The sequence below is a fragment of the Rossellomorea sp. FM04394 genome, from assembly GCF_041889765.1.
Taxonomy (GTDB): domain Bacteria; phylum Bacillota; class Bacilli; order Bacillales; family Bacillaceae_B; genus Rossellomorea; species Rossellomorea aquimaris_B.
On record NZ_CP168654.1, the window covers coordinates 3731302 to 3745154 of the forward strand.

Below are 13853 nucleotides of genomic sequence, written 5' to 3' on the forward strand. Positions count from 1 at the left end.
ACTTCAACCCCTTTTTCTTTCTAATTAAATTATATTGTTGAAAAACGAATTCGTCATTGGGGGGAATTTTGTCATTTTTGGGAAGCAGGATATGGTGGTGTTTGTGTTTACCTAGCGAAGAAAATCAGAAAAACCAGCTATTTTGGAGGCTGAAAAATGACTGATTACACAAAATAGTCCATAAGAACCGAACCTTTTGTTCTATTAAAGTTGGGGGATAATTGATTCAGGAAGTATAAGTAAAGGTATTTAGTGGAAAACACACTAATATTAAACTTTTAATTTGTTTCTATATCCTAAAGCTTGCAAAAATAAAGCCCCTTCTCCTTAAGTATAAGTTTGTTTCCATCATTATTTTAAGCTACGTTTAAGTAAGATTGTCCTACTAATAAATCGATCATTATCGTATATTTGATAGAGAGTATTTTTACTAGACTCGGCTTATAAAGAAAAGCCAGGACTAACCTCTTAAAAGAATAGTCCTGGTTTCATTTCTAGTGTTTCACTGTGATTTTTTTCTTCTCAGACCTCAACGATAATCCCGTTTCATCTGTTCCTGTGACAGTCACATAATAATCACCGTCCGGATATTCAGTGCCAGCATACCATTTCAACCCATAAATTGAATGTTCATTTTCAATATCGGCATACTCGATCACTTCGCCTGCTGAATTAGAAATCTCTATATGCCAATCTATTCGTTTATAGCCAAAGATTAAGATGGAAGCCGGTTTCGTTTCATTCACATTGGATCGTGAAACATTCCAATAATTGATAAATGGATCTGCATTCAGCAATTCCTCATTTCCAGTATAACTAACACCAACATTTTGGAGAGCATCTATGGCTGAAATCATGACAATTTCAGGCTTTTCGTCGGTAATGTACTCATTTGCATCACTGTATACGCTTTTACGACTACCGCCATTTACCCAGATGAAATTTCCGACATGTTTCGTTCCTTCTTCTGTGACACCCCATGTAATTTTATACTTCCCATCCGTTTGTTCTGTAATCTTGATATTCTTAACAACTGGCGCAACAGAATCCAGTTTAAACGGAATTTTCGTTTGTTGAGGCTCTGCTCCCTCATAATTCAATGTACTCTCATACACATACGTATAGTTCCCGTCAGGAAGTTGGTTCCCGCCGTCATCTTCCCCACTCCAGAACATCCCATCGAACTTATAAGAGTAATTTCCATAGCCCATAATGTTCTTTCTGAATGGGTACGGGCTGCCATCTTCCGTAAATTCACCGAAATTCGTGATGTTGGCAACAGTTTTTCCATTCTCATCCTCTACCTTCAGAGACATTTCTTTCAAATTACGAAACGCCGTGAAGGAAGGATATATACCTGACGCAACCGCATTCTTAGAATATCCAATCTTATTTGGATCAAATGTTCCTGTGGAAGTATCATACCCCATAGGCAACTCCATTACGTCATTCCAAAGAACGGTATATCCTAAGTATGGATCTCCATTCACCGGACTCACATCAATATTATTAAGGGAATCCCAATCGCCGTAATATCCCATGAAAGGCATCGTTAAAGTTGCTAAATCTTTTACAGAGGTTCCTTTAGGAACAAAGCGGACAAACCCTTCAACAAAACGACCTTCGCTTAACCCTTCCGGGAGTGTGACAGAGATCTTCACTTCGCCATCACGACGTGGTTTGTATTGAATTTTCTTGTCTCCCATCTGTTTTCCGTTGATTTTAACGACCGCTCCCTCTATCGGTATCGAATGTAAAGTTAGATATTCTCTTTCTACACCGCCATATGTCTTCTTCTCTGTCTCATCCATTAACACATCTACTACGATTTCATATTGGTCATTGGCTTTTTCAAGCTTTTTTGCCAAGGGCTCTACATCCAATGTGAAATCGAACGTTCTGTCCACTTCCTTTAACGCAACGGATGCAGCCTTTTCCAAAGGGGCACCTACATGTTCCACAAGGTAAGGAGATTTAATCGCTTGTTCAATCTTCATCAAACCTGAACCTTGACGTCTTGGTGAGTATAAGGAATTTTCATCGTCGGGATTCGTTAACACCTGGGACGTGTTCATTAATGCATTCTTCGCTTTTAAGACCGTTTCTTCATTTTTTGGTAAACCTAACTCCTCGTAATACTTCTCAAGAAGTAAAGCCGCTCCAGCTGCTACGTGTGGAGTTGCCATGGATGTTCCACTCATGGTTTCATATTCGTTGTTCAATACTGTCGAGCTGATCTTTCCTCCAGGAGCTGTGATTTCTGGTTTAAAGCTTAAATCCGTTGGTGAACCATAAGAAGAGAATGAAGACATCGGTTCTGTTGTCGGGTTTTGTACCCAAACACCTTCATCTGACAGTTGCACTGAAATCTTCTCTCCGCTTTGTAATCGCTCGATTAATTGATCTCCTTCTGTATGTCCAGTCGTAACGGCTGGAATGGTGTATCTTGAGAAATTTAAATTTGCATAAGATGGATATTTATCCGGTGGAATGACGATCAGTCCGACTGCCCCTTTTTTTGCTGAGTCATATTGAAGAGTCGAATAAACAGCATACGATTTTGCAGGTTTTGCAACTACAATTTTCCCTTCTAGATCCAAACCATCCAGATGGCTGCCAAATCCTTCACCGGCGAAAATCAATTCGTAATCTTGACCAGCTTCGAGTTCATCACTAAGCTTTTTGGAACTGGATTGTGTTTGATATCCAAGCTGACTTCCATCATTCAAACTTAAAGCATCGACACTCATCTGATCATTCTCTGATGAAGCAACCTGCAGTGCGGATGGTGTTACACCAGGGTCGCCAACAAGGCCGATATCAGGATTTTTGGCCCATGGTAATTGTGATCTTTCCAGCAAGTTTTGTTTTGTACTATAAGAAGCGTTACCTGCCGCAGCTACGACTAATACCCCATGTTCTGTTGCATATTGAATGGCCCGTTGTACCGGATCATTCGGGTCTACGCTTCCTGCGTCAGATCCCAGACTTAAATTGATGACATCAGCCCCAAACTCCACCGCATGATAGATTCCAGCCACAATATCATCGTCATATGCACCACTTCTACTATCCGAGAATACTTTCTCGGCCAATAGCTGTACATCCGGTGCCACTCCCATCGCCTTTTTCTGGGATTCTTCGTATGCCCCTACAATTCCTGCTACGTGGGTTCCGTGGGAATTACTTGCAGGAATGACATTGGTGTCTTTATCTGCCCAGTCATAGCCTGTCGGTACTTTGTCTGTATACCAAACATCATCTACTTCCGACTCATCAAGCTTATCTTGTATGTTATGTTCATTATACTTCGCTTTTTTCTTTCCTTTTTCAGAAAGCGTCATGGCCTCATGGCGATAGTCGATGCCAGAATCCACGATCGCTACGACCATTCCATTGCCGCTGTAATTATATTTCGTCCATACATTCATCGCTTCCACAAGCTCGTTGCTCTTTACATCCATATGCTCATAGGTTTTGGCAATACGAATATCCTTTACGCCCTCTAGCTCTTTGATTTTCTCTGCGTCTTTCATCGTCGTTTCCATACTGAATCCATAAAAACCTGTTGAATACGTATGTATGATTTTAGAAGAAGCATCCCTCTTTTTCATAAACGTATTTTTCACTTGCTCTACCTGCTTTTCAGGTGCCGTTTCCAGTTTCTTATTTACGTCCACCTCTACAATTAGGCGAATACTTTCATTTGAGTTGAATGCTTTAAGGTCCTGTCCGTATAAAGGATCATCTGTAGCTTTCTTTTCCATATCCATAAATGGGAGTTTCCCTTTATGGATATGAGCAGGATCCTTTTCTTCCTTAGACTGATAGAATTCAGCACTTGCTGGCGTAATCATACTGCTGCTTAGGAGAACGGACATCAATCCAATGGATAACGTACTTTTCTTCGAAACCATCATGTATTCACCCTTTTTGATAGAATAGTATCTTTCTTTTTACGTATCTCATAGAAGAAACAGTACTCCTGTGTAAGTATCATGAATATCCCCCTTCACTTCCCCTCCTCCTTCAATCAGTTTGAATACGGAGTACCATACTCTAACCATTTCTGTTTAGTGATCAGGTTTCCTGTTGGGGGAGTTCCGATTTACCAACAAGGGCATAACGGGTCTTTTCACCCTGAAAATACCAACATTTTTTGCATTTCTCTTCAAATAGCCCTGACTGTTAGTTAAAAAGAATGAAAATTCTATAAAATAATTGGGGGAACCGGGGGAATTTTAATAATAAAAGAATAGAAGGATGTCAAAAGAATTCATTATAAGAAAATAGACTCACCATACTGATTGCTCTATATGTTTAAAAAGCTACCCATTGGAAATAAGAAAAAGGGAAAGAAATGTTCATGAACATTTCTTTCCCTTTTGTTAGTTAATGCCTACTTGTTATTCAGTTCGTTCTAATCCCATCATATTCAAATAATAGGCTAGATCTTTTTTTCCGTTGGTTTCTTTAGGTGATTTCCCTTTAGGCGCATCCGGTCCTTTTGTTAAGAAGTTCTTTTCAATGAATCGAACGTCCGTCTCGTTTACTACTCCATCCTGATTCAGGTCATATGTTTGAATCTCAGGGTTTTCTTTACCGTAATATTCAACGATATCCTGAACATCTTTGATGTCGATCAAACTGTCACTATTCACATCTCCTGCAAGACCCATTTTGGTTCCTCCAGATACGAACCTTCCATACTCTTCACCCTTTAATTCAAATCCAGGTATGAATGGAGTATAAGTCTTTATATGTCCTGGTGTTTCCACTACGACATTGTATGTCTCACGTGAAGCCGGAACACCATAAATGGTGTATTTCCCATTTGCAGCAATGCTGCCTTCGTATTTTTCACCATCCGGTGATAGGGCATATACCTTCGCTCCGATATTTTGAACTACACCATTTGGTAAATAAAGATTTCCGCTGCCATTTTTCTTCAAAAATGCTTCTGGTTTGATATTCCCTTCTACCCTTGAATGTTTGGACACGAAGTTATAAGAAGATGTGCTGTAATATGGAAGAGTTACAGCACCACCCCCACCTGCTTTTGTGTAACTTGACTTTGTTACATCAAGTTTATCAGATCCGTAAAACCAGTCATCTTGATTGACCTTGAACGTTACGTCCACAACGGGCATATCACCATTTAATCCGGAGTGACCTTCTCCATTCAATGCAGCTCCCAACGTGACAGTCTGGTAATATCCAGTACCGCTTACAACAGGGTCTTGCAGGGTTGCTTGAAGTCTGTTTTCTTCGGCATAAGCTTTAAAATCACCGTTCAGCTTTGCCGATTCGAATGAGTACATTTCCCCTTTATATTGAATCGTGTACTCTCCGGAAATGAAATCTTTCACGTTATTCAAGCTCAGCGTCATGGTTACAGTATCATTTAGCCCGACTTCTTCCTTATTGTAATCAGAAGTCAGATACTCAGTACCTTCTTGAAGGAAGATATATCTTTGGTAATTGACGTTTGCTGCGATATCAGTAGCTGCCAGGCTTAACTTTAATGGTTCGTTTGCAATATCAGAAGGCTCTATACCAAACTCTGTGTCTCCTTCAGAATCTGCTGGAGGGAAACAACAATTAAAGTACTCACGGAAGCCGGTTGCTATTAAAAATTTGTTCGAAGATTGATCATAATTCAATCCTTTTGATTGTAAAACACCCACTGTTTCATCCTGCACATTTCCGTGGATCCAGAATGCTTTCTTTCCAAACTCTTCTGTATACATATCTTCATTGATTTCATACACACCAGGAGCTTTATCAAATTCCACTTCTGGTTTTGTATTATCAACGATAACAGGAGTGTCGATCGAATACGCTTTCCCTTCTTCATCATACCCTATAAACTCCATTTTATAGTCCCCTTCAGGCAGATCCACGTATTGATCGGAAATCGGATGTTGTTCATCATTTGTAAATGGATAAACGACTCCAGCAAATACTGCACGAATGTAATACCTGAAGTCAGCCTTTGCATCTGCTTGTGTGAGGGATGCTATGAATCCAATCGCCTCACCCGATTGTCCATCCTTCACCACTATGTCTATCCTCGTCAACGGGTTTTTCATTTGAAAGGCGGCTGAGATAAACGGATTGTAGTACTGCCACTTAGGCGTATTATTCGCAAGAGCGGGCCTGTCTGTTTCAAGATAGTCGAACCCTTTTCCAGTGACTCGGATCGCAAACGGAACCTGGTACGTTTCACTCGCATCACTTGCATTCGTCAGGTGAATATATCCTTCGTATCGCCCTTCTTCTGCATCTTCCGGAACCGTGATCGTTGGTGAAATCTCTTTCGAACCGCTTGCGGCAACCGCTACACTCGTCGGAACGTCTAAGTGAATGCCGTTCGCAGCTGAATCCTTGATACCTGTACGTTCACCATGGTATTCGACTTCAACCTTGAATGACTTGTCTTCCCCGCCATTGTTCTCGATGATCATCCTGCTGTCTGCTTTAATTCCATCGTCATCTTTGTAGTGACTTCCGAAAGAGATGGATGCCGTCTCTTCATCGATCTCGACCTCTTCACCATTTTCATTTAGATTTTTTGTTGTATCCATCACTTTGATGGATACATCGGCATGTACTGCATCATAGGCATCCACACGTCCCGCTCCCTGTTCAAATACGGATACGTCACCATTCAAGTCTTCTGCCGTATTCATTAAGGCAGCTTTCACATCGAATGGTGAGAGATTTGGATTTTCTTGAAGCATGAGGGCCGCCACTCCCGCAACATGAGGTGTTGCCATGGATGTTCCCTGAAGGCGGGCATAGGCTGCAGAATAGTCTACCCCTTCTTCCGGGCTATTGATATATTCTGGAATGGTTGAGAAGATCGCTACCCCAGGTGCCACAACATCCGGTTTAATATCATAGCTTCCAGCCACAGGTCCCCTTGAGCTGAAGCTGGCCAGGTTATCCCCTTCTGTTTGGACAGACGCTACATCTCCAAACGTAATGGATGCGTTATCGCCTAGCCCTTTCAGACGCTCTCCATCCGTTTTTGTCATACGGAAGGTCGGGATATAGTCTGATCCTTCTCCTAAATAGGCCTGAATCTCACCGTCTATATTATTGTAGATGATGACAGCTTCAGCCCCTGCTTCTTTCGCTTGTTGCATTTTCTCCACAAAGGCAATTTCACCACGTTGAATCAGGGCAATTTTCCCCGTTAGATATTTCCCTTCAAAATCAGCTTCATATCCAAGTCCGGCAAAAACTACTTGTTTTGACTGATTTTGAAGAGATGATAAATCATCGGAAAAGTTCTTTCCCAATAATAAAACATTCTCAAATGTTTCACCATTTACACTCATGGATTGGAAGGTAGGGATATCCATGTCAAAATCACTTGCCCCAACCGTAATGCCGAGGGCCGCTGCACCTGGAGCTCCAAGTGTTCCTTCTTCCGGCCCACTGTTTCCTGCTGCCACTACTGCCACCACTCCTGAGAGCATCGCATTGTTAACTGCAACCGAAGTCGGATATAGCGGATCGTTCGTTGAAGCACCCAAAGATAGGTTCATGACGTCCATGTCATCGATGACAGCTTGCTCAATCCCTGAAAGGACACTTGTGGCTGTTCCAGCACCGTACGGACCAAGAACACGATAGCCATATAAATCGACATTAGGGGCAACCCCTTTTACCGCATAGTCGACTGTATTTTTCTGTTCGCCGCCAATCGTTCCCGAGACATGTGTACCATGCTCCGTGTAGTAGGCTGATCCAGAAGCAGGATTGACCTCAGGTTTACCTGAATTCTGCCAATCTTCATAGGTTGTTTCCATAGGGTCATTATCGTTATCAATGAAATCATAACCACCCTTATAGGCATCCTGCAAATCAGGATGATGATAGTCAATTCCTGTATCAAGTACTCCGACCTTGATTCCTTCACCTGTTATATTTTCATCATGAAGTTTATCTACATTGATTTGCGGGATACTATCCATCATTTTAGATTCAGAAGCTTCCCCTTCCATTTCCGGAAGTTCAAGCTGAACGACTTCATCTTTCCATACACGTTTCACGACCCCGGAATCCAGCAAACTATCAATCTCATTTCCCGGGATGGACATCGCGACACCATTGATGGCGGAACGATATTCTTTCGTGATCTTCGCATCTTGTAATCCAGAGCTTGCACTCTTTTTATTTTTCATAGAATGGAATGTTTGTTTGAATTCACTGTGAGATTTCTCTACCTTTTCAGCCGCTGCTTTAGTAGTCGTTCGGAGTCCCTTAGCCGCCTGCTTCATCACTTCCACTTTAGCAGGTGCCTGTTTGAATTCAACGATGACATCAACGAGTCCTTCGCTTTCTGTATTGATATTCGGAGCGATTTCAAAATCCGGTTTCGCTTCGATCTGTTTAAGAGCACTTCTCTGCTCATCCGATAGATTCATCAACGTCTTTTCTACATCTTTTACTTGTGTGAACTTAGACGGATTTGGCGAACCTTCTGCCATCACGTTAAATGGCATCCCTGATGTGCCTAGTAAACTTGTAGCCAGTGCAACCGTCAAGATCTTGGCTGAACGTTTCTTATTCATACTTTTCCCCCTCTTATATTCATCCATTAGCGTAGAGTTGTTTACAATTTGTATTTTAATCTTCTTTAATATGACTGTTAATTGGGAAAATTCTTTACACTTTCCGACATTTATCTTAAAGATTCTATTTTTTTTATGGCATTTCTCTATTAAGTCATGAAGAAAGTTGGGAAAGTTTCGCATGAATTAGTCTTTGTACCTATTTTTTATTTCCTACACCCTTACAAATAGGTAAATACACCCTTTACTGAAAGGGGAATAATCCCTATTAAATTTCTTATAAAAGTAAAAAAACAAGCAACCAATAGCAGTCGCTTGTTTTTACTTTTTTATTTGAAGAGGTTCAATATGGTTAAAGATTAACTTTTTCAATAGCTCATTCGATAATTGAAGATAGTGATTGGAAGAAATCAGGTCCCCCTTCTCTTTAAAATAAACCGCTAGTCGTTCTGAAAATGACGCGGCCTTATAACGATCATATTGCTTCATCATTGGCAGACCACGATCGATTAAATAGTCGCTAAGCCGTTTATCATCCTCTGTCGCATCTAAATACAACACCATCAACTCCGTATATTTAACGGACTCTTGATCTTTAAAATCTTTTAGGTTCTCCTGCAAAAGATTGATTGCTATTTCCCTCTCGTTCAAGTCCAGCAACACTTGTACCATTTCAATCAATGTGCCGTAATACCCCATTGTATGCTTTTTTTTCAATTTGAGGGACTGGGAGAAATAGTCTAACGACTCTTGAAGCCTTCCTTTTTTTCTATTTAGCAATCCGAAATTATGAAGGGCGGTAATTTTCGTTTCGTTATCCTTTAACATCTCTGCATCGTTTAAGGCCGTATGCAACATGACTTCTGCACGTTCAAAATCGTTAATATAAATCAAGTTAGCCGATAATCCGATTTTCACATGGAGTATCCTCAAAATGTTCCCAGTGTTCTGAAAAATCCTCAATGCCTTGTGTGAGTAATGCAGAGACAAAGTAAAATGCTTCAATAACCCATGATTAGCCGCTTTATAATAATAATAATCTGTTACTTTCTCACTATAGAGATCGGCTCTATCCTCTATTTGATCAAAGATGGAAAGCGCCTTGGAGTATTGCTGTTTCTGTCCGTAATAAATTCCCTGAAAGAACTCCCATAAATACTTTTCAAACGATGAAAATTTACTCATATTCTTTTTGAGTCCAAGAGAAGCCTGTTCATATTCGGTTGGGTTGTTCGTGAATAATTGATATCGAAGCATGTAAAGCTCAAATAAGTAAACCATTTCCGTACATTGGATATAGTCTTTATGTCTTTGTAACTCCTGATACAGTCTTTCGGCATGATCTCGATGAAGTCTCTCAATCGCTTCATAGAATTGGGCTAGCTGGCGTTTCAAGTAAAGTGTCTTTGCCGTTTCCTCTTCGATTGATACACCAAGTCGCTTACAAAGTAATTCTAATGTTTCCAGATTCCCTTCTTTAGAACTGTTCTCAATCTTACTTAAATGAGTGGTTGAACATATCCCCTTGCAAAGCTGCTCTTGTGTTTTATTTTGTTTTTTTCGATGATAGTAGATGATCCTGCCTATAGACATTGCTTCACTTCCCCCCTTGTATATATCTATCATTATACATAGGATATTCGTTTCTTATAAGCTATTAAAGGTAAGTAATTATCCTCATCTAAGTGGATAATATATATAAATTATAAATGAATATACATTTTTACCTTTTAAAGGAAAAATGTAAAAAAGCTGGCTCTCATTCCGTTCTAAAGAGCCAGCTTTTGATCTTTAATTCTTCAATTCATTCGGTATACTTTTAATACCTATTCCCGATCAAAAAGCACGCGCCCAGCAATCCCCGGGTTCGTCATTTCATAAGGGTTCAAGATCAAATCGAGCTCTTCTTCTGTCAGAACATCATATTCCAAACAAAGCTCTCTCACTGATTTCCCTTTTAAAATGGCTTCCCTTGCGATTCTGGATACGACCTCATATCCCAGATGAGGATTAACAGCCGTGATGATCCCCACACTGTTTTCAACATATTCCTTCATACGTGTCTCATTCGCTTCAATTCCCACAAGACAATTGTCCGTAAAGCTTCTGAACGCATTGTTCATGATACTGATGGACTGAAGGAGGTTGAATACGAGTACTGGTTCCATCACGTTCAGTTCAAGCTGGCCGGCTTCTGACGCCAACGAGATCGTCTGGTCATTCCCCATGACTTGAAAGGCTACTTGATTGATCAATTCAGGCATGACCGGATTCACTTTACCAGGCATGATGGAAGAACCAGGCTGTCTTGCTGGCAATGAAATTTCACCAAGTCCGGCCCTTGGGCCTGAAGCCATCATACGCAGGTCATTGGCGATCTTGGACATATTGACCATACATACCTTCAGTGCAGCCGAAACTTCTGTGTAGGCGTCGGTATTTTGCGTAGCATCGACAAGGTGCTCAGCCCCCGTTAATGGCAAACCACTGATATCAGCCAGATGTTTCACGACGCTCTTGATATAAACAGGATCCGCGTTTAATCCAGTTCCCACTGCAGTAGCCCCCATATTTACTTCATAGAGGTGCTCCCGTGTTCGTCCGATCCGTTTAATATCACGCTCCACCACCCTGCTATACGCTTCAAACTCCTGGCCAAGGCGAATCGGAACAGCATCTTGAAGATGGGTACGTCCCATCTTAATGACGTGATCGAACTCTTGGGCTTTCATTTTAAAGGCGTTCAGCATATGCTCCATTGTGCCGAGAAGCTTCTCTAATAATTTCAGTGTGGAAATATGGATGACCGTCGGGAATACGTCATTGGTTGACTGTGACATATTCACATGACTGTTGGGGCTCACCTTCCCATATTCCCCTTTTCGATGGGACATGAGTTCCAAAGCTCGGTTGGCAATGACTTCATTGGCATTCATATTGATAGAAGTTCCTGCCCCTCCCTGAATCGGGTCTACGATGAAGAATTCGTGAAGCTTCCCTTCCAGGATTTCATCAGCAGCCTGAACGATGGCTTGACCGATTCCGTCATAAAGGCGTGTAGTTTCCATGTTTGCCAATGCTGCCGCTTTCTTTACGACTGCTAAGGCATCGATCATCTCTTTATGGATTTTATACCCCGTAACCGGAAAGTTTTCCACTGCCCGTAACGTTTGGATCCCATAGTACACATCTTCAGGTACTTCTTTTTCTCCAAGAAAATCTTTTTCTATTCTAAATCCACTAGTGACATTTATCATTTTTCTGCTCCTCATTTTAAATTTACAGTTTCTCTAATTGATGATTCTATCAATTCCTGACACAGTAGGCAACGATTAATGACAAAACCCAAAATTTTGCATCCTATACAAATAAACATAAAGCCAGCGGGGTATCCGCCGGCTTTTCTAGCATACTATTATTTCTCTTTTACCTGCTCCCGCAACATTTCCAGCTCATCCACAAGTTTCATGACGAGCTCATCACTGTGCTTTAGCTGTTCGTTTAATAAACGAATGGTTTCTTCTTCCCATTGAAATGGATTGCCAAGATCAGGAGTATAATGTAAGTCTCTGTAGACGTCTCCTTCTTCGTCATCCGTTTCACGGAAATATACCGCTACCTCACAGCCTGAGTCCCCAACCGCTATTCTTTTCCGTAAAACCACTTTCGAATAACCGAATTGACGGGATGCAATCCCTCCGAATACGCTTGATGTCATATTGCACAAATGAGGGGCGTCCTTAACGGCTTCTCCAAATGGGCAAGCCGTAGCCTTCACGACGACATGATCAGGATATACTTCAGATATGTAAAAATGCCCACCGATTGAATTTTTCAAATCGACAATGACCTCTGCATATCGGTCGACCGTCCATTCCTCACCTTTCTTCCCATATAATCCCTCAATCCATTCCCCTGTACGAAGACCGATTTGACGAATGTATTCATCCGCTGTTTTTCCTACCGTTTTCTGATGTATATACGCATATTGAGTGATGAGTTTACTTAAGAAAATCGTGCCGGTTAATGATGTCTTAGTTTCCACTTTATCACTCCTTCATTTTATCCAGGGACGCTTATATTAAACCGCTTACATTTATGACCATGAAAATTCTGTAAAGACAGATGAATAGCCATTTCTTTCAGTATAACACCTAATAAACACCATCTGCCTATTTTTTGAAATTAAAATAGATACATAGACGGAACCCAAGTTCTATATAGGTCTAAATTCTCATATATTACCAGAGAAAAGGAGGGAGATTAGATGGGGATTAAACTGATCAAAATTTCTGTCGTCTACTTTATGATTGGTGTGTGTATCGGACTGTATATGTCCATGGTCCATGACTACAGTTTGACTCCGGTCCATGTCCACATTAACTTATTAGGCTGGACTGCCCTAACGTTAGCAGGTCTTATTTATCACTTATTCCCGGCAGTATCTTCTACTAAACTGGCTAAAGCTCATTTCTGGCTTCACAATGTCGGCTTGCCCCTTATGATGATTGGATTATTTTTCTTAGTACTTGGAAGTGAAGCCGTCGTCCCCCTTATTGCAGCAGGCGGTTTCCTGACGACAGTCGGCATACTCCTTTTCGGGGTCAATATTTTAAGAGAATTAAAAACGGAATAGTATAAAAGAGCCCCGTCCTGACGAGTAAGGATTGGGCTTTTTTAAATTGCCCAATCTATTTTTTGATTATTCTAAAATAATTTATGTTTGTATAAAGACCAGTGGTACAATAGGTATGAAGTACATTTCAAGCATAGGAGTGATTTTGATGTCAGTCAATGTTTACCTTAATTTTAATGGAAATTGTCGCGAAGCCGTTGAATATTATGCAGAGGTATTCGGAACAGAGCCACCGCAGATCATGACATTTGCAGAAGCACCTCCCCATCCGGATTATCCCCTGCCTGAAGAAGCTAAGAACCTGGTGTTACATACAAGACTGACAATCGATGGCAGCAACGTCATGTTTTCCGACGTGTTTCCTGATATGCCTTTTGTAGAAGGAAACAATATCACCCTGGCTCTGGTAAGCAAGGATACAGAAGAGTTGACAACCCGTTTCCACAAACTGAAAGAAGGCGGGAAGGTGGATATGGAGCTTCAGGAGACATTCTGGAGCAAGTTGTATGGTCAGGTGACCGATAAGTTCGGTATTCAGTGGCAGTTTAATTATGAGAGTGAGGAAGAATAAACTCAAAAAAAATCAGCCTTTTTAGGAAAAGGCTGATTTTTTCATATTTAGTGGTTTGTTA

7 protein-coding genes are annotated in these 13853 nt (G+C 41.0%); 2 read left to right on the plus strand and 5 right to left on the minus strand.

Going from position 1 to position 13853, the window contains the following annotated elements:
• Positions 1-494 precede the first annotated feature (494 nt).
• The 5 genes from ACCB35_RS18870 to ACCB35_RS18890 form a co-directional block, all read right to left on the minus strand.
• Positions 495-3920 carry a S8 family serine peptidase gene (locus tag ACCB35_RS18870; protein ID WP_374054848.1) on the minus strand — a complete coding sequence of 1142 codons (3426 nt, stop codon included), beginning with the start codon at positions 3918-3920 and terminating at the stop codon, positions 495-497.
• Between the two features lie 486 nt (positions 3921-4406).
• Positions 4407-8585, minus strand: a complete 4179-nt coding sequence (locus ACCB35_RS18875) for a S8 family serine peptidase (protein WP_374054849.1) — start codon at positions 8583-8585, stop codon at positions 4407-4409.
• A 321-nt stretch (positions 8586-8906) separates the two neighbouring features.
• Complete coding sequence (locus ACCB35_RS18880) at positions 8907-10178, minus strand: helix-turn-helix transcriptional regulator (RefSeq protein WP_299743397.1); 1272 nt, start codon at positions 10176-10178, stop codon at positions 8907-8909.
• 233 nt (positions 10179-10411) lie between these two features.
• Positions 10412-11842, minus strand: coding sequence for an aspartate ammonia-lyase (aspA, locus tag ACCB35_RS18885; protein ID WP_374054850.1), 1431 nt, complete (start codon positions 11840-11842; stop codon positions 10412-10414).
• A gap of 158 nt (positions 11843-12000) precedes the next feature.
• Positions 12001-12630 carry a methanogen output domain 1-containing protein gene (locus tag ACCB35_RS18890; protein WP_374054851.1) on the minus strand — a complete coding sequence of 210 codons (630 nt, stop codon included), beginning with the start codon at positions 12628-12630 and terminating at the stop codon, positions 12001-12003.
• A 222-nt stretch (positions 12631-12852) separates the two neighbouring features.
• On the opposite strand from ACCB35_RS18890, the gene ACCB35_RS18895 reads away from it, so the two are divergent.
• Together ACCB35_RS18895 and ACCB35_RS18900 are read left to right on the plus strand one after the other, a co-directional pair.
• Positions 12853-13221 carry a cytochrome-c oxidase gene (locus tag ACCB35_RS18895; RefSeq protein ID WP_374054852.1) on the plus strand — a complete coding sequence of 123 codons (369 nt, stop codon included), beginning with the start codon at positions 12853-12855 and terminating at the stop codon, positions 13219-13221.
• Between the two features lie 148 nt (positions 13222-13369).
• Positions 13370-13792, plus strand: a complete 423-nt coding sequence (locus ACCB35_RS18900) for a VOC family protein (RefSeq protein WP_374054853.1) — start codon at positions 13370-13372, stop codon at positions 13790-13792.
• Positions 13793-13853: the final 61 nt, after the last annotated feature.

Coding starts and splice junctions, on each gene's coding strand:
- ACCB35_RS18875 (WP_374054849.1), bottom strand. CDS start 8,585: ATGAATAAGAAACGTTCAGCCAAGATCTTGACGGTTGCACTGGCTACA.
- ACCB35_RS18880 (WP_299743397.1), bottom strand. CDS start 10,178: ATGTCTATAGGCAGGATCATCTACTATCATCGAAAAAAACAAAATAAA.
- ACCB35_RS18870 (WP_374054848.1), bottom strand. CDS start 3,920: ATGATGGTTTCGAAGAAAAGTACGTTATCCATTGGATTGATGTCCGTT.
- ACCB35_RS18895 (WP_374054852.1), top strand. CDS start 12,853: ATGGGGATTAAACTGATCAAAATTTCTGTCGTCTACTTTATGATTGGT.
- aspA (WP_374054850.1), bottom strand. CDS start 11,842: ATGATAAATGTCACTAGTGGATTTAGAATAGAAAAAGATTTTCTTGGA.
- ACCB35_RS18900 (WP_374054853.1), top strand. CDS start 13,370: ATGTCAGTCAATGTTTACCTTAATTTTAATGGAAATTGTCGCGAAGCC.